This window comes from Geitlerinema sp. PCC 9228, assembly GCF_001870905.1.
GTDB lineage: Bacteria > Cyanobacteriota > Cyanobacteriia > Cyanobacteriales > PCC-9228 > PCC-9228.
Genome location: NZ_LNDC01000064.1, coordinates 8,439 through 25,939 on the forward strand (window position 1 = coordinate 8,439; position 17,501 = coordinate 25,939).

Consider the following 17,501-nt stretch of genomic DNA (forward strand, 5'->3'; position numbering starts at 1 on the left):
ATAAAATGACTCACTATCCCCTGGGAGAAAGCAAAAAGCATGGCAAGCTGGACCGTTTCCGTCACCGATACCTTCCTCAACGAACTGCTGAACCTGCCCCACAAGGTCAGCAAACGCATCCAAAAAACCGTCAAAACCTTAGAAAAAGACCCCATTTCCGCCCGGGGTGATGCCAAAAAACTGAAAAACTATCAAAACAACGTCTATCGCGTCCGCATCGGCGATTATCGCCTGTTCTATACCTTCGGCAACGGCTGGGTAAAATTGCTCAGCGTCCGTCCGCGCAGCGATCGCACCTACAACACCGAACTCCCCGACACCACCGTTCCCGAAACCTCCCCCGAACCCCTAGCATCCAACATAACCGAAACACCTGCGTCCAACATAACCGAAACACCTGCCCAAACCACCAGCTTTCCTACCAGCAGCCAAGGCGAACCCCTCCCCATGGAACTCACCACCGAATGCCTGCAACGCTGGCAAATCCCCCAGGAATACTGGGAAACTATCCAGCAAGTCACCAACGCCGACGAGTTGCTGGAACTGTCCATCCCGGAACGTTATACTGCCCGCATTCTGGACAATCTTTTCCCCCGCCCCATCGAACAAATCGAAACCCAACCCGAGTATCGCCTCCCATACCCCGAAGACCTGGAACGCTTCTTTGAAGGGGACTTGAGTGCTTTTTTGCTAAAACTGGACCCGGAACAAGAAAAAGTGCTGGATTTCGGTCGCGAGGGTCCAATTTTGGTGAAAGGCGGTCCCGGTACTGGCAAATCTACCCTAGCTATCTATCGCGTCCAAAAACTTCTAGAATTGGGCTACCGTCCCCTGCTGTTTACCACCTACACCAACGCCCTGGTCACTTATTCGCGGCAGCTTTTGGAACAGCTTTTGGGGCGATCGCTAGAGGCAGCCGGCGTAACCGTCACCACGGTAGACTCCCTCACATACCAATACCATGTCCGTCGATGGAGAAAACCCAAATTTATCAAACAGCCACAAGCTTGGGAATACCTGGAAGCCGCCCTGGAAACCACTGCCATCCCTGCCAAAAATGCTTTCGACCGCCAAGTTCGCCGGCAAAACCTGCAACAGTTGGGGGCTGCTTACCTGCTGTCGGAATTTGAAGATGTTATCGAAGCTTGGGGACTCACCACCTGCCAAGCCTATCTGGATTTCGACCGTCGCGGGCGCGGGATGCCCCTGAAAAGCAGCATTCGCGAGGCCATCTGGGCCGTTTACGAAACCTGGCGCGATCGCTTGGCGGCTGACGGTTTGCTCTCTTGGGGACAGTTGCGACAAAATGCCCTGGATGTAGCCCAACAAAATGAGCCACCCTACCGGGGATTGGTGGTTGACGAAGCCCAAGACCTCACTCCCGTGGCTTTGCGTTTTTTGCTGTCTCTGGTTCCCGATTTTCGGGGCGTATACCTCACCGCCGACGCTTCCCAATCCATCTACCATCGCGGCTTTAGCTGGAAACAAGTTCACGCCCACCTCAAAGTCACCGGACGCACCATTTCCCTAAAACGCAACCACCGCAACACCCGACAAATTCTCGATGCCAGCCAGCTAATCCTGGCAGGAACCAACGCCGGCAACTCGGAAAGCGACCAAGAACCGCTTGCAGTGAGCGAAGCCGAAGCGCCTGCGGTGAGCGAAGCCGAAGCGCCTTCTTCCCACCAAGGTGACCCGCCTACCTTACTTTTAACCGACGATCGCGATCGACAGATTGACTTCATCCGGGATTTTCTCGTAACCGCCGCCAAAACTTATCGCTTGCCCTTACATGGTGGAGCGGTTTTGTGTCCCGACAATCAGACTGCCAAAGCGATCGCCAAACAATTATCTCACTTGGGACTGGCTGCCAAGCACGTTTCCAGCCGCGAAATCGATTTGGAAGCCTCCCACATCAAAGTGCTGACCCTGCACTCGGCGAAGGGATTGGAATTTCCCTTTGTGGCGGTGGTGGGACTGGAAGCGGGACAGTTGCCGCACCTCGATGAAGACCTCCCCGGCAGCGAAGAAGAAACCGTTTTGAACGAACAGCGCCGCCTGCTGTTTGTCGGCTGTACGCGAGCCATGCGTGCTTTGATGGTCAGCGGTTCTCACCAGCATCCCTCTCCTTTTGTCCGTTCTTTGAAAGCTCCTTTTTGGCACCAGCAAGTTCTATGAATACCATGCAATTAAAAGACCTCATTGCCAAAGGCGAACAAGCGATCGCGGCGACCAGCCAACTTTTAGCCTTGCAAGCCACCCACCTCGACTGCAGCGATGTTGAATCCCTCACCGAATCCCAACTCGACGCGCTTTTTTCCGAGATTCCCGAAGACTGGGATTTCGCGCAACTGGGGGAAGTCATCGACCCGGCAAGCATGAGCGAACAACTGGCCGAACAAATTTGCGATCGCGTGAACCAACGCCACAGCAGGGCATCCACCACGACCACCAGCGAAGAAACCACCGACAATCGATCCCAGCCAACCCCCTTCCAAACCGACAACAGCCGCGCCCCGCTGGACATTTTCCGCCTGCGCGATGAAGTCATCGACGACTACCGCCGCTATATTGAAAGCTTTCTCACCATTCGTGACAACCGCGTCAAAAACTTTGTAGATGAAGAACTAGGGCGAGGCCAGCTCTGGCGCGACCCCCTGGTGCAAATCAACCTCGCTTACCAACAGGGAAGTAGCACTGACGAACTCATCAAGCGCGGCATTTTGCACCCCGACTGCCGGCGCTACTTTCCCGAATTTCGCTTCTATCGCCACCAAGAGGAAGCCTTTCTGGCAGCCAATCGTGGCGAGTCCTACGTCCTTACTACGGGAACTGGGTCTGGTAAAAGCATGGCTTATGTGGTGCCTATTTTTGATGATTTATTGAGAAATCCGCAGATAGAAGGCGTGCGGGCGATTCTGGTTTATCCCATGAATGCCCTGATTAATTCCCAAAAAGAAGAATTTGAAAAATATCTCAGCAAAGTTTCCAACAGCCACATCCGCGTGGAACAGTATACCGGACAAGAAAGTTTGGAGCAAAAAAGCGCCATTCAAAACCATCCGCCTCACGTTTTGCTGACCAATTACGTGATGCTGGAACTCATGCTGTCTCGTACTGCCTACGAGAAAAAACTCGTATCGTCCCCCAACTTGAAATTCCTGGTTCTAGATGAGCTGCATACCTATCGCGGCCGTCAGGGGGCGGATGTGGCTATGGTGGTGCGCAAGCTCCGCGAACGGTGCCAAAACGACAATCTCCTGTGTATCGGTACTTCTGCCACCATGGCTACCGAAGGCAGTCGGGAAGACCGCCGCCAAACTGTGGCCGGGGTAGCCAGCCAACTGTTCGGGGTGGAAGTGCCCACACACAATACCATCGACGAAACTTTGGAACGCGCGATCGCTCGTCCGGAACCAGATGTGGCAGAACTGCACGCCAGCCTGACCGAAGGCTTACCACCACAAGCCGAACGCACCAAGGAAGCTTTTTTACAACATCCCCTAGCAGCCTGGATCGAAAATAATTTTGGGCTTGTCCGAGAAGGCGATCGCTTGGTCCGCCGCCAGCCAATTTCCATTTCCCAAGGGGCACAACAACTGGCTGAAGAAACAGGGGTCGATCGAGAAACCTGTCGCGAGACTCTAGAGGCAGTCTTTCTGTGGGGCAGCCAAACTGGCGCGATCGCGTTTCGACTGCACCAATTTATTTCCCAAGGCGGCAGCGTCTACGCCACCCTGGAATCCAGAGACAATCGTTCTCTTACTTTGGAAGGTCAGTATGCCACCAGCGGCGATCGGCTGCTCTACCCGTTGAAATTCTGCCGCGAGTGCGGTCAGGACTACTATCTGGTGCGCTACAACCGAGAGCAAAACACCCTCACACCGCTGCTTCCCAACGATGTGGAAACTCAAATAGATGGCGAAGATGTCCAACAGGGATATTTCACCCTCGACGAACCGGGGCTTTGGGAACCGGAGGAAGACATTAACCGCTTGCCGGATAACTGGTTCAACGACACCAAACGCTACGGTAGAAGAGTCAAAAAAGATTACAAGCGCTACATTCCCCAATCATTGCACGTCTATCCCAACGGCAACATTGCCAGCAGTTCGGAAAGCGACCCTGAGAAGGGGATTGATGGATGGTTTGTTCCCCAACCCTTCCTGACTTGTCTTAACTGTGGTGTTGTTCACGATTCCCGATCGAGCGAATATAGCAAACTTTCTCGCCTCAGCAGCGAAGGACGCAGCACTGCCACCACCTTGTTGTGCTTGTCCACAGTCAGCCGCCTGCGCAATGCTAGCAAGCGAGGTGCGATCGCCCAGGAAGCCAACAAAATTCTCAGCTTCACCGACAATCGCCAGGATGCTTCCCTACAAGCAGGACATTTTAACGACTTCACGCGCACCAGTTTTTTGAGAGCTGCCCTATACCGGGCATTGCAGCAAGAAGGAGAACTCACCCACGATAATCTTGCCGTCGCTGTCGTAGAACGCATGGGATTGTCTCAAGAATCCTATGCCCAGCAACCGGTCAGTTACGGTAAAGCGCGATTGCGCAATGAGGAAACCTTTCGGGATTTGGTAGAGTACCGCCTCTACGAAGACTTGCGCCGGGGCTGGCGTATTGTCCAACCCAATTTAGAACAGTGTGGGTTGCTGGAAATTGAGTACGAGGGGCTTTGGGAAATTTGCCAAAATCCCCAACCATGGCGCGATCGCCAGCATCCCATTTTGCTACAAGCAACGTCTTCCCAACGCTACCAAGCTGCCAAAGTGTTGCTGGACCAATTGCGAAAAGAACTAGCGATCGATGCCAAGTCGCTACAAAAAGATGAGATAGATAAGTTAAGAAAACGGGTGGAACAAACTCTGGTGGATGTCTGGCAAATCGATTCTGCCGAAACCCTCCAACAAGCCAAATATGCTAGCTTACGCAGCGGCCAGCAAAACAATCGTCGCACTCCGGCAGAAGTGAAGCTCACCGTTAGCAGTAAAGTTGGTAAGTTTCTGCGATCGGAGCGTGCCTGGCCTTGGTTGCCACAACCGCTATCCAAGACAGAATACAACGATCTCATCGAAGCATTGGTGGAAGTTTTGCATACTTCGGGATTTTTGCGACGGAAGAACCAAGACAACAAAGTCCAATTGTGCGTCACTTCTATTAAATGGAAAGTCAGCAATGCCGATACCATCGCTGCCGACCCTCTCACTTCCAAACGCCTGCAAGGATCGGAAGAACCGGAACTGCCGGTCAATCGCTTTTTTAAAGATTTTTACCAACACCAGGCTTTCTCCATTTCCAGTTTGGAAGGACGCGAACATACAGGTCAAGTAAGCAATTACGATCGTCAAGAGCGAGAAGATCGATTTCGCCGGGGTCAGCTTTCCGCCCTGTTTTGCTCTCCCACCATGGAGCTAGGTATTGATATTTCCGACTTAAACGTAGTTCACCTGCGCAACGTTCCCCCTTCCCCTGCCAACTACGCCCAACGTAGCGGACGCGCCGGACGTGGGGGCAGCGAAGCCCTGGTGATTTCCTATGCTTCCGCTAGCAGCGGCCACGACCAATACTTTTACCAGCGCCAAGAGCAAATGGTTGCCGGGGTGGTGTTCCCGCCGAAACTGGAACTTGCCAACCAAGACATGGTCATCTCTCACCTACACTCGCTCTGGCTGGCTTGGACAGGTGCGGATTTGGGGCGCTCGATGAACGAAATCCTGGACCTCGATTGCGAAGGCTACCCCCTCAAAGAGAGCATCCAACAACAGCTAACCTTATCCCCCGAAAAGCTGGAAGAATGCGTCCAAGCTGCGCGCTCCATTCTTAGCGATCGCTTTTGCCAACAAGATTTGCAACGTACTAGTTGGGGGTCCGAATCATGGTTGCGGCAAACTCTGGAGAACGCTCTGAATCAATTTGACCAAGCTTGCGATCGCTGGCGGAACTTATATCACGATGCCGTTACTCAACTCCAAAAAGCCCGCTCTACGATCGATCGCGCCGCCAGTGGTGGCGTTTCCAAAAAAGAGCGAGACAATGCCGAAGACTTAAGACAAGAAGCCGAAAGACAGCGCGCTCTACTGGTAGGGCAAGAAGACCGCAGTGGCAGAACTGACTTTGCATTTTATCCTTACCGCTACCTGGCTTCCGAAGGATTTCTCCCTGGATTCAACTTTCCCCGCTTGCCCGTCCGAGCCTACATTCGCGCCGGCGACAAAAGCGCGTTCCTCGCCCGTCCCAAAGTGGTTGCCATTCGAGAACTGGCCCCCAATAATATCGTCTACTACGAGGGCTCTACATATCAAGTTAATAAAACCAAACTACCTGTCGGGGGACCGGATTACCAACGCGCTGCCCTCTGCGCCAATTGCGGCTATTTCCACGCCGGCGATGGCATCAGTCGCGATACCTGCGAGCATTGCGGAGCGCGAATTACCACTGATAGCAACGGCAACCCCGCCAAACTCAACCGTCTATTTACTCTGGAAAGCCTCAGTACCCGCCGTTACAAGCGAATTACTTGCGATGAAGAAGAACGGCTCAAACACGGCTACAACATCACCACCCACTTTCGCTTTGCTGAAGGGAAACAAGAGCTAGCCACAGTAACCGACTCGCAAGGAAAAAAACTGCTGCAGCTCACCTACGGCGAAACGGCCGAACTTTGGCGCGTCAATCGCGGTCTGCGACGAGCCAACGAACAAGGTTTCAAACTCGATCTCGACACCGGCGAGTGGTGGGGCAACAAAGCAGGAAATAACACCAAACTCCCCGAAAACTTGCAAACCGAAGTCAACTTAATGGTGTCCGACACTTGCAACGTCATGCTGGTCGAACTAGCCGAGTTGCCCGACGAAAACGCCCAAGCCTACCTCGCCACCTTTCAACACGCGATCGAACGTGCCATCCAAACCGTTTACAAACTAGAGGAAAACGAACTGCTCTCCGAACGACTAGGGGAAGGCAATTACCTGCTGTTCTGGGAAGCATCCGAAGGAGGGGCTGGCGTTCTCTCGCGAATTCTGGAAAATCCCAAGGCATTTCAAAGACTAGCCGATACAGCCCTGGAGATTAGCCACTTCCAACAAGAAGGTCAGCCAGAACAAGAAGGTTGCGCTCGCGCCTGTTACAAATGTTTGCTATCTTACAGCAATCAGTTCGACCATCCCTTACTCGATCGCTATTTGGTACGTACGTTCCTCGAACAACTCCAAACCAGTACCCTACAACGCCATCAGGAGGATCTTTCCCGCGACGAACATTATCAGAAACTACGTTCCCAAATCGACCCCAATTCCCCTCTGGAGGCAGATGTTCTCGACGAACTGTACCGACGGGGCATCAAACTCCCCGACACTGCCCAGGAATTAATTCCCGAAGCGCAGTGCAAACCGGATTTTCTTTATAAAAAGGCAAAGGTAGCTGTATTCTGCGACGGTTCGGTCCACGATCGTACGGAACAGCGCCAAAAAGACCAAGCCAAACGCGATGATTTGGAGTACAACACGAGATATCACGTTTTTGTTTTGCGTCACGATGAAGATTGGCGATCGCGACTCGATGAGTTAGCTGCTTATGTGGGGTAACTCGTTTCTAAAATCCTAAAAAAGCGATTCTGGTTCCGAGACGCTTTGCGATCGCGCCGGCAACCACTTCCTTCTAATACCATTTCCTTAATAATCTGCAAGAGATAATAGAGGCATTTTTGTAGGGGCGCAACGCGTGAGCGCCCCTACCAGGGAAATTAAATTCCAGAAAATTATGGTTTTTCAGAAATGGTATAAGCTTGTTTCCCTGTGATTTACAATCGTTTGAGAGTCGGAGGATGCGAATTGACAGATCTGACAATGGGACAGTATAATAACAGACTAATCGCGAACTTGGAGACTCCCTTTGAGAGACTCCGTTAGAAATCAAATACAATACATGGCACTCCGAGTAAGGAAGTTCCGACGTTATCAGTACACCTTCCCGATATTAGAAGTTTTATATTTGTTAAAGAGTACTGAAATCAAATTTTTTCCCTGTTGTCGTTAAAAATAAATAAGAAGGTGATATTTCAACGGCTTGGAAGCTGTTCAATGTAAAATAAAAATCAAATATTGTCAGGGCTCCAAAAAAATATTCATGTCAGGATGGGAGCCCCAATCGCTTTTATCCTATTTTTAGCTATCTCGATTGGAAAAAACGAAAAACTGTAGGGAACATGAGCGAAGAGCAAAATTCAGACATTAAAGAGCGTATCCAAATCACTCGTCCCGAAGGTCTCTATGAAATTCGAGATAGAGACGGCAACCTAATTGACTATACGCAAGCAGATGGTCGCCAACTATTTAACCACTACCGTCATAACGTGACGAACTACGATGAAGTTTTAGATGAACTTCGCAAGAGTCAAGGATATGTAGGTGGATACGACCAAAAACAAGCTTCCAATGGCGCGGCAGAGAAAGTTCTCCAGTATTACAGAAACGAGCATGTTAAGGTAATTAATGACGCACAAACCAAAGGAGAAACTTTAAAAGGCCTAATGAAGAAAGCGGGTGTAGGTACTGCATCTGCTCTATCATCACTGCTCGATTCTTGGTCTGAGAAAATAAAGCAGATTGCGCATTTACAAAATAGTCAAAGGTCTTTACAGGTCTGGAACGATACCTATCGGGTACAGCGAGACTTAGTTAAAAAACTGCTGAAAGAGGAAGGCGTCGATCCAGAAGTTATACAGAAAGTTAATTCTATATATTCCACCCGTTCGGTCAATAAAGCAGTTGAGAAGGGAATGGATCTATTCGATCTGGAAAAATCTGAAATTCTGCGAATCGTCAAATCTGCTATCCGGTATGCCAACAAATCATTATAAAACCGGCATGAAAATATCAGAAATCAAACAAGAAGTCTATCGTCTTACCAGGACGCAAAACACAAAGGAACTCAAGAAGAAGTACCCCAATTTAACGCAAGGCAGAGACTTAAGGTATAAAGCTCAATGGTCGCAAATTCTTACCCTTGCTAAAGATTTAAATCTAGAATCCGATCTATCTCTAGAAGATTTGGAACAATCCGAAAAAATGTTAAAAGAATCTCTATATAAAGTAGGCTATATGGCAAATTTAAGTAGTCGGGAAATTGAAAAAGACTGGCAACGCATTCAGCATTCTAGCAAAACCAGAGATATTCATATTGAAGAACTGTAAAAATGTCTTTGAAAGTTTCCATTGTAGAGCTTCATCTTTTGCCTAAAATCTGTGGGATATACTTAGTGCGCAATTCCCACGATGAAGTTATCTATGTTGGTCAGGCTAAAAATATACATCAACGCTGGAAGAACGGACATCACAAACTAAGCAAAATTGTTGGCGAGTGTGGAAAAGATGCCTACATAGAATGCATAGAAGTTCCAGAATGGTTACTTAACCGTGCGGAAAATAGCTTATGTTCGTTTTATCAGCCGAAATTCAATAAAAAATCGACACCAGTAGTCTGATATATACCGCTCGAAAAGGGATAATCGCAATTGGTTTTTAGAACCCCAAAAAAGCGATCGCTTGCCATCACCAAACAACAAGCGATCGCTATTCTACCAAACAAACTTCTAAAACCGATTCTTACGACTGCGAACCCGGGCAAACGTTTCCACCGGGTCTTGACTGTCTACCGCCGCCTGTAACGCTGGAGACTCCCAACGCAAAAAAGGATTCGTGCGTTTTTCCAAACCCAAAACCGAAGGCACCGTCGCCTCATTTTGCTTGCGCTTCGCCTTCACTTCCTCAAACCGCTGCTGCAAATCCGCATTGTCTCCATCCACCGTCACCGCAAACTGGAGATTTTTCAGCGTATACTCGTGAGCGCACCAAATCCGCGTATTGTCCGGCAACTGGCGCAACTTCGTCAGCGACGATACCATCTGATTGGGACTGCCTTCAAACAATCTGCCGCAGCCGCCAGCAAACAGCGTATCGCCACAGAACAATTCTCCCATCTCTTCCCCTTCAGCCGGCGGGAAATAATAGGCAATGTGAGCGCGGGTGTGACCGGGCACGAAAAATACCTCACCAGTGCGATTGGCAAATTCCACGCGATCGCCTTCTTGTAAGTATACCTGCTGACCCGGAATGCGTCCGCGATCTTCCGCACCACCGTAAACCACCAAATCTGGAAAACGCCGCATCAGTTCCTTATTGGCACCCACATGGTCGTGGTGGTGGTGAGTATTGAAAATCGTGGTCAGTTGTGCGCCGAGGCTATCCAACTTTTGCAGCACCGGTTTTGCCTCCGCCGGGTCTACTACCGCTGCTTCGTTTTTCTCCGGGTCGTGCAACAAAAAGATATAGTTATCGGAAAGTGCTGGTAAGCGATAAACTTGCATACAACCTCCTTGGTTTGCTTTCTCGCCAGCAACGAGGGGGAACCATACCGGCAAAAAATTCCTACCCCCCTATCATTTTACAAGCAGCGATCGGGGAAACCGCAGCTGCTCGTTTCTACTCCGAACAGCTATATCCTTCCAAAAACGTGGTAACAGCGCTATCAACAAGGGTTTCAATCTGTTGCTGGTCTGGGGCTGACATAGTACCAAGTAACCGCTGCATTTGGATAGAACCAAGAAACATGCCTATAAATTGCATGGCAGCTTGTTGGCTATCGCAAGGTTTTAATGTTCCCAACTGCTGTTGTTTTTCCAAATATTGCGCCAGACATTGGTGGCATGGCTGCGGTCCAGACTTCAAAAACAACGAACCTAACTCTGGAAACTGCCGGTTTTCAGCAATCACAATGCGCAGCAAACCAATAGCCCGGTCGGAAAGCACCACCGACATCACCTGTTTGCCAATTGCTGTCAGTGCCTCTCGCGGTGGCAAATTACCAATTTCTGCATCTGCCAGCGGCGATAAAATTTGCTGGCTCATATCTTCCACAATGGCGCGAAACAACCCTTGTTTGCCGCCAAAATAATTATAAATATTCGCCTTGGAACCACCTACTTCTTTGACAATCGCATCGACGCTGACACCGTCGTATCCTCGCTCGACAAACAAATCTGCTGCTGCATTCAAAATGGCTTTTTTCTTTTCTGCCGAGCGAGTTGTGGATACGCCCATATTTCCGTCTCCTTTGCCAATAACCAATTGTACCGAAAAAATATGGTCAAGCAGGTTGACAATACTATACGGTACGGTATACTTAAAACAAGTTCGCCGAAACCCAACCCCGAGTTGGTTTTCTCTGGTTGGGATTGTTGAAATTAGGAAACCTGAGAGGTTCTACGTGTACCAATCGTGCTTCACCTAGCCACCACTGGCTATATATTTTTTACTTTCAATAATACCATACAGTACGGTATTAAAGGGAATGGCAAATGCAAGGAAACCCAACCCAAGAAGAAACGCACGGTCAAATCTTACTGGATAAAAAAGATATCCCGACCGAGACAGAAGTTCCTCCTACTACCAACAGCCGCACAAGGCGATTGATGGCTCTTGGTGGGGCAGGCTTGCTCGCCGCTGGCGTAATTGGGGGTCTGTCGCTAGTAGCGAGCAAATCCGAAAAACAAGCACCTTCAGAACCCAGCCAAACAGCAACCAATGCAATTCCTGTAGAAACGCTGAAGGTGGAACCGGTATCTTCTTACCAAGTACAGCGCAGTTACACCGGCGAAATTACCGCCCGACGCACCAGCAAAGTGGGATTTGAACGCAGCGGTCAGCTTGCTCAACTCTTTGTTGAAGAAGGCGATCGCGTTACCGCCGGACAACCCCTAGCAAAACTCGACACCCGCAACTTGCAAGCCCAGCGCCAACAACTGCAAGCCCAACGCGATCGCGCCTTAGCCAAACTCGAACAATTGCAAAACGGTCCGCGCACGGAAGACATCGAAGCCGCCCGTGCCAACGTTCGTAACTTAGAAAAAGAATTGCAATTGAAAAAAAAGCAGCGATCGCGCCGGGAATATCTCTACCACGAAGGCGCTATTTCCCGCGAACACCGAGACGAATTTCGCTACCAACAAGAAGCTCTAGCTGCCCGTTTGGATGAAGCCCGCAGCCGCCTGCAAAAACTGCTCAACGGCACCCGCCAAGAAGAAATTGCCGCCCAACGCGCCACCGTTCGCGAACTGGAAGCCAGCATCAACAATATCCATGTCACCCTCGACAAAAGCGTTCTCAAAGCCCCCTTTACCGGTACGGTTTCCCAACGCAACTTTGATGAAGGCACCGTCGTACAAGCCGGCCAGCCTGTGGTTCGCTTGGTCGAAAACAGTTCTCCAGAAGCACGCATCGGCTTGCCCGCCCAATTTGCGCGCACTTTGCAGCCAGGCACTTCGCAAACCGTACAAGTGGGTTCCCAGAAATTTTCTGCCACCGTAGCCTCCATTTTGCCAGAAGTTGACCCGCAAACGCGCACCCAAGTAGTGGTTCTGAACCTAGAAGCTACTGCCATCTCCTATGCTTCTCCCGGGCAAACCGTACGCATGCACCGCACCAAAACCATAGAAACCCAGGGCTACTGGGTGCCCCTATCAGCCCTCACACAAAGCGTACGAGGCCTGTGGACTTGCTACGTGGTCGTACCATCCTCACAAGGGCAAGGCTGGCAAGTACAGCAACAAACCGTAGAAATCTTACATCAAAACAGCGATCGCGCTTTCGTGCGGGGAACCTTGCAAGCAAACCAACGCCTGGTCGCCAACGGCACCCACCGACTGGTTCCTGGACAGCAAGTACGTCCAGTCACGGCCACCGCCAACCAACCCAACGCCAACCAACAAGCCCAGCTATCGCAGCAATAACCATGATGGCATCTTTCTATCGCAATATTCGGCTGATTATCCTCGTAGTCTTTTTAATTGTGGCTTGGGGCATTGCTTCCTTTCAAGCCTTACCGCGTCAAGAAGACCCAGAACTGATTGCTCGTACCGCCGTCGTCAAAACCGCCTATCCCGGTGCTAGCGCCGAACGGGTGGAATCGTTGGTAACGAAAGTTTTGGAATCGGAAATTGCCGAAATCGAAGCCGTCAAAACCATTTCTTCCGATTCTCGCGTAGGTTTCTCCACGATTTCCGTAGAACTGGCAGACAAAATTACCAACGCACAACCCATTTGGTCTAAAGTTCGCAACGAAATGGACGAAGCCAAAACCGAGTTTCCTTCTGGTGCCAGCGATCCGAGTCTAGAAGAAGTCGAAATCAAAGCGTATACCCTCATTCCCGCATTGAAATGGACTCAGGACCAAGAACCGAACTATGCCATTATGCGTCGCTATACCGAAGAACTGGCCGTAACCATGCGCGGTCTGCCAGGAACGGACGAGGTAGAGCTGTTCGGGGCACCAAAAGAAGAAATTCTGGTGGAAGTGGATGCGTCCGAATTGGTGGCAGTAGGACTGTCCCCACAAGTCCTAGCCAATCGCATTGACCTCAGCGATGCCAAAGTATCGGCAGGAGAATTGCACAACTCGGAACGCAATCTGGCTTTAGAGGTCAACAGCGAACTCAAAACCTTAGAACAAATCCGCCAAATTCCCATTCAAAACAGCCAAGAGGGTCAGTTTACCCGTCTGGGCGATATTGCCACTGTAGACCGGGGCATTAGCCAACCCCCGCAAAAACTGGCTTTGGTGGGTGAGGAACCTGCGATCGCATTGGGCGTTTTGATGAAATCGGGCAAACGCATCGACCAATATGCCCAAACTGTTCGCCAGCAAGTGGATGCGTTTCGCCAGCGTTTGCCTTCTGGTATCGAACTGGATGTGATTTTCGACCAAAGCGTATATGTAGAAGACCGCATTCAGTCTCTCATGGCCAATCTCCTATTTGCCGCCATTCTGGTCATTGCTGTCGTGTTTGTGGCCATGGGCTGGCGTTCGGCATTTGTTGTGGGTGTTGCTTTGCCGCTGACAGTATGTGCGGTTTTGGGTTGGATGAGTGCCTTGGACATGGCCGTGCATCAGATGTCGGTCACGGGGTTGATTATTGCTTTGGGATTGCTGATTGACAATGCCATTGTGGTGGTCAACGAAATCGACATGAAATTGAAAGAAGGCATCAAACCCGTTCAAGCCGTTACCAAAACCGTCAACTATCTCAAAGTTCCCTTATTTGCTTCCACGCTCACAACTGTCCTTACTTTTTTACCTATTGCTCTGCTTCCTGGCGGTGCTGGGGAATTTGTGGGGTCGATTTCGGTAAGCGTGATTCTTGCCCTAATTTCTTCGCTGGCTATTTCGCTGGTCGTTGTAGCTTCTATAGCAGGTCGCCTACTGGCCAGCAGCCATGCCCACACGCTACCTCCACAGGGTCATTTTTCTTCAAGAAAAGAACGAACTGCTTTCAAACGCGCCCATGCTTGGTGGAATCAAGGCCTTTCCTGGCCCCGCTTGGCACGGGCTTACCGTTGGACTTTAGAACGCATAACCAGCAAACCATTGCTGGCTGTGGTGCTGACGTTTGCCATTCCCATCACCGGATTTGCCGTAGCTGGCAATTTGGACCGGCAATTTTTCCCGTTGGTGAATCGGAACCAATTTCAAATTGAAGTGGAGTTTGCTCCGGAAACCGCGATCGCACAAACCAAGGAAAAAACCCGTCGCATGGGCGATAAATTGCGTCAGTATTCTCCCGTGGAAAGCGTCCATTGGTTTGTAGGCGAAAGCGCCCCTAAATTTTACTACAACATTACTGGATCGCGCCAAAACCAAGCCCACTATGCAGAAGCCATGGTGAATTTGCGTTCCGGAGAAGGGGTGCAACAATTGGTGCGAACGGTTCAACAAGATTTAAGTAACAATTTTCCGGAAGCGCGGGTTTTGGTACAGCAACTCGGACAAGGTCCGCCCTACGATGCCCCAGTGGAAATGCGAATTTACGGACCCAATTTGCAAGAATTGCGGCGATTGGGCAGCCAGGCACGGGAAATTTTGGCATCGGTCCCGAATGTGGTTCACGTGCGCGACGATTTGAGCGAGTACCGACCCAAGTTAGGCTTTGAAGTGGATGAAGAAAAGGTTCAACGAGCCGGTTTGGACAACACTGCGATCGCGCAACAACTGCAAGCTTATTTGACAGGTACCATTGGGGGATCGATTTTGGAATCCACCGAAAATCTGCCGGTGCGGGTACGGTTAAAAAATCGCGATCGCGCCAACCTCGACGAAATTGCTTCTTTAAATCTGCGCTCTCCCACCACCAGTAACAACCAATTCAATCCCAACTCTGCCCTGGGAGAGTTTCGTTTGATGCCGCAACGTGCCAACATTGCCCGTCGCAACGAACAGCGGGTCAACACCGTACAAGGCTTTATTACCGCTGGCGTTTTGCCATCTACGGTTTTGGCTGACTTTCAAGCTGCTTTAGACAAGCAAAATTTCCAATTGCCCTCTGGCTACCGATACGAGTTCGGCGGCGAACAAGAAGAAAGCAACAAAGCCGTGGGAAATTTATTGCTCTACGTACCGTTGCTGGTTTTGGTTATGACAGCCGCTTTGGTTATATCTTTAAATTCCTTCCGTCAAGCAGCCATTATTGCCGCCATTGCTGTGGGGTCTGTGGGCTTGGCGTTATTTGCATTGTGGGTTTTCGACTCTATTTTAGGATTTATGGCAATTGTTGGATCCATGGGACTGGTTGGTATTGCCATTAACGACTCTATTGTGGTGCTATCGGCTTTAAATGAAGACAAACGAGCCAGAAGCGGCGACCCCAAAGCCATACGGGAGGTGGTCGTCAAATCGACGCGACACGTGCTTACCACCACTGTCACTACCATGATGGGATTTGTGCCCTTACTTTTAGAAGGCGACCCGTTTTGGCGACCTCTAGCGATCGCGATCGCGGGAGGCATTGCTGGTTCTTCCTTGCTGGCGTTGTATTTCGTTCCAGCAGCCTATCTAGCTCTGATGTACCGCCTGCCGCGCATTTTACGCAAGAAACCTACCAAAATCTCTCGCCAGGCGTCAACCTAACTTTGCGAGGAGTTTATGTTCAGACAACCGCTTTTATTCGCAGCCCTAGCTGCCAATACCATTATTGCCGCGATCGGACTTTGGGATGCCGAAGGATTGGCCAACTTTGCTAGCAGCGTTACCAACATGCTATTTGACAGCCGCGGTTGGTTCATCATGCTCTCGGTGACTGCTTTTGTGCTGGTTTGCATTGGCTTGGCATTTTCCCGATACGGCCGTATGAAACTTGGTGGCAAAGACGACGAACCAGAATTTTCTACCATTACGTGGATTACCATGCTTTTTTCCGCCGGTATGGGTGTGGGATTGCTTTACTGGGGCACGGCCGAACCACTGTTTCATTTTACAGTCAGCCGTAACCTTTTTGATACCACCCAAGAAGCAGCCACTGCCGCCCTGAAAGTAACCAACTTCCATTGGGGCATTCATGCCTGGACGATTTATGCCATGCTCGCTTTGATTTTGGCTTACTTCAGCTACCGCAAGCAAAATCCCATGTTGGTTAGCACCCCCATTCGTTCTGTTTTTCGCGATCGCCAGTGGAGCGGTATTGTCGCCTCGCTATGCGATTTGATATCCTTAATTGCCGTTTCCATTGGCGTGGCTGGTTCCATTGCCATGGGAATTTTCCAAGTCCAGAGTGGCGTAGAATCCATATTTGGTTTGGAAAATACAGGAACTTGGATGGCTCTGGGCATTTTTTTACTCTTATTTATCGCTTATATTTTTCCCCTCACTGTCGATTTAGCCAGTGGCATGGCTCTCATTGCCAATGCCTGTATGGCGATCGCGATCGTACTCTTACTTTATGTTTTGTTGGTTGGTCCCACTCACTACATGATGAACGCCATTGTGGATACTTTGGGAGAATACGGCAGCGAATTCTTAACTCGCGGTCTAAAAACGTATACATTCGTCGACCAGAGCAATCGAAGTTGGTTTAAAGATTGGACGCTGACTTACATGATTTGGTGGATTGCTTGGGCACCTTTTGTCAGCGTTTTTATTGCTCGTATTTCTCGGGGTCGTACCATTCGGGAATTTCTGGTAACGGTAATTTTGATACCAACTTTGTTTTCCATCGTTTGGTTTGGGGTTTTTGGCGGCATCGGTTTTTACGAAATTTTGGAAGGCACTCTACCTTTGTTAGAGACGGTGCAAACCAATCTCGATGCCGTTACTTTTAAGGTTTTAGAAAGACTACCACTTAGCATTGTGACGGTTCCAACAACCATTGTTATTTCTTTTATGTTCGTTGTCACCAGTGTCGTCAGTGCCACTTACGTTCTTGCCATGTTTTCCGAGGCAGGAAACGAAAATCCCAAAACGCGATCTAAGTTAATTTGGGGAACCATTGTCGGCGTACTGGGTATTGTTGCTATTCTAACGGGCAATATCGAAGCCGTGCGTGCGATTATTGCCTTGGGCGCTATGCCATTTAGCTTTATTATTTTGTTGCTCTTAGTTTGCCTGCTGAAAGATTTGAAGCGTTTGAAGCATACCAGCCATGGAAAACTTAATTGATACATTCCTCAACG

10 protein-coding genes are annotated in these 17,501 nt (G+C 49.9%); 8 read left to right on the plus strand and 2 right to left on the minus strand.

The window, feature by feature from the left end:
- The first annotated feature begins 39 nt into the window (after nt 1–39).
- The 5 genes from AS151_RS04990 (at nt 40) to AS151_RS05010 (ending at nt 9,490) form a co-directional block, all read left to right on the plus strand.
- On the plus strand, nt 40–2,178 hold the full coding sequence (locus AS151_RS04990; protein ID WP_071515949.1) for a 3'-5' exonuclease: 2,139 nt from the start codon (nt 40–42) through the stop codon (nt 2,176–2,178).
- Nucleotides 2,175–7,592 (plus strand): DEAD/DEAH box helicase, encoded by a 5,418-nt coding sequence (locus AS151_RS04995; protein WP_071515950.1) that lies wholly within the window; start codon nt 2,175–2,177, stop codon nt 7,590–7,592. The genes AS151_RS04990 and AS151_RS04995 overlap by 4 nt, the downstream gene beginning before the upstream one ends.
- A gap of 620 nt (nt 7,593–8,212) precedes the next feature.
- On the plus strand, nt 8,213–8,866 hold the full coding sequence (locus AS151_RS05000) for a hypothetical protein (RefSeq protein ID WP_071515951.1): 654 nt from the start codon (nt 8,213–8,215) through the stop codon (nt 8,864–8,866).
- Nucleotides 8,847–9,200, plus strand: coding sequence for a hypothetical protein (locus AS151_RS05005; protein WP_211517532.1), 354 nt, complete (start codon nt 8,847–8,849; stop codon nt 9,198–9,200). Before AS151_RS05000 ends, AS151_RS05005 begins: the two co-directional genes overlap by 20 nt.
- A 2-nt stretch (nt 9,201–9,202) precedes the next feature.
- Complete coding sequence (locus AS151_RS05010; RefSeq protein ID WP_071515953.1) at nt 9,203–9,490, plus strand: GIY-YIG nuclease family protein; 288 nt, start codon at nt 9,203–9,205, stop codon at nt 9,488–9,490.
- Nucleotides 9,491–9,598: 108 nt separating this feature from the next.
- On the opposite strand, the gene gloB is transcribed toward AS151_RS05010, so the two are convergent.
- Together gloB and AS151_RS05020 are read right to left on the minus strand one after the other, a co-directional pair.
- Complete coding sequence (gene gloB, locus AS151_RS05015) at nt 9,599–10,372, minus strand: hydroxyacylglutathione hydrolase (protein WP_071515954.1); 774 nt, start codon at nt 10,370–10,372, stop codon at nt 9,599–9,601.
- A 115-nt stretch (nt 10,373–10,487) separates the two neighbouring features.
- A complete protein-coding gene (locus AS151_RS05020) occupies nt 10,488–11,105 on the minus strand; it encodes a TetR/AcrR family transcriptional regulator (RefSeq protein ID WP_071515955.1) in 618 nt (205 codons plus the stop codon).
- Nucleotides 11,106–11,362: 257 nt separating this feature from the next.
- Between AS151_RS05020 and AS151_RS05025 the strand changes: the two genes are divergently transcribed.
- The 3 genes from AS151_RS05025 to AS151_RS05035 are packed head-to-tail and all read left to right on the plus strand — an operon-like array spanning nt 11,363 to nt 17,487.
- Nucleotides 11,363–12,793, plus strand: a complete 1,431-nt coding sequence (locus AS151_RS05025; RefSeq protein ID WP_211517533.1) for an efflux RND transporter periplasmic adaptor subunit — start codon at nt 11,363–11,365, stop codon at nt 12,791–12,793.
- Nucleotides 12,794–12,795: 2 nt separating this feature from the next.
- Nucleotides 12,796–15,963, plus strand: coding sequence for an efflux RND transporter permease subunit (locus tag AS151_RS05030; RefSeq protein WP_071515956.1), 3,168 nt, complete (start codon nt 12,796–12,798; stop codon nt 15,961–15,963).
- 15 nt (nt 15,964–15,978) lie between these two features.
- On the plus strand, nt 15,979–17,487 hold the full coding sequence (locus tag AS151_RS05035) for a BCCT family transporter (RefSeq protein ID WP_071515957.1): 1,509 nt from the start codon (nt 15,979–15,981) through the stop codon (nt 17,485–17,487).
- Nucleotides 17,488–17,501 lie beyond the last annotated feature (14 nt).

What these genes read in the sequence shown, in the direction of transcription:
- AS151_RS04990 (WP_071515949.1), top strand. Translation starts at nt 40, where the DNA reads ATGGCAAGCTGGACCGTTTCCGTCACCGATACCTTCCTCAACGAACTG.
- AS151_RS04995 (WP_071515950.1), top strand. Translation starts at nt 2,175, where the DNA reads ATGAATACCATGCAATTAAAAGACCTCATTGCCAAAGGCGAACAAGCG.
- AS151_RS05000 (WP_071515951.1), top strand. Translation starts at nt 8,213, where the DNA reads ATGAGCGAAGAGCAAAATTCAGACATTAAAGAGCGTATCCAAATCACT.
- AS151_RS05005 (WP_211517532.1), top strand. Translation starts at nt 8,847, where the DNA reads ATGCCAACAAATCATTATAAAACCGGCATGAAAATATCAGAAATCAAA.
- AS151_RS05010 (WP_071515953.1), top strand. Translation starts at nt 9,203, where the DNA reads ATGTCTTTGAAAGTTTCCATTGTAGAGCTTCATCTTTTGCCTAAAATC.
- gloB (WP_071515954.1), bottom strand. Translation starts at nt 10,372, where the DNA reads ATGCAAGTTTATCGCTTACCAGCACTTTCCGATAACTATATCTTTTTG.
- AS151_RS05020 (WP_071515955.1), bottom strand. Translation starts at nt 11,105, where the DNA reads ATGGGCGTATCCACAACTCGCTCGGCAGAAAAGAAAAAAGCCATTTTG.
- AS151_RS05025 (WP_211517533.1), top strand. Translation starts at nt 11,363, where the DNA reads ATGCAAGGAAACCCAACCCAAGAAGAAACGCACGGTCAAATCTTACTG.
- AS151_RS05030 (WP_071515956.1), top strand. Translation starts at nt 12,796, where the DNA reads ATGATGGCATCTTTCTATCGCAATATTCGGCTGATTATCCTCGTAGTC.
- AS151_RS05035 (WP_071515957.1), top strand. Translation starts at nt 15,979, where the DNA reads ATGTTCAGACAACCGCTTTTATTCGCAGCCCTAGCTGCCAATACCATT.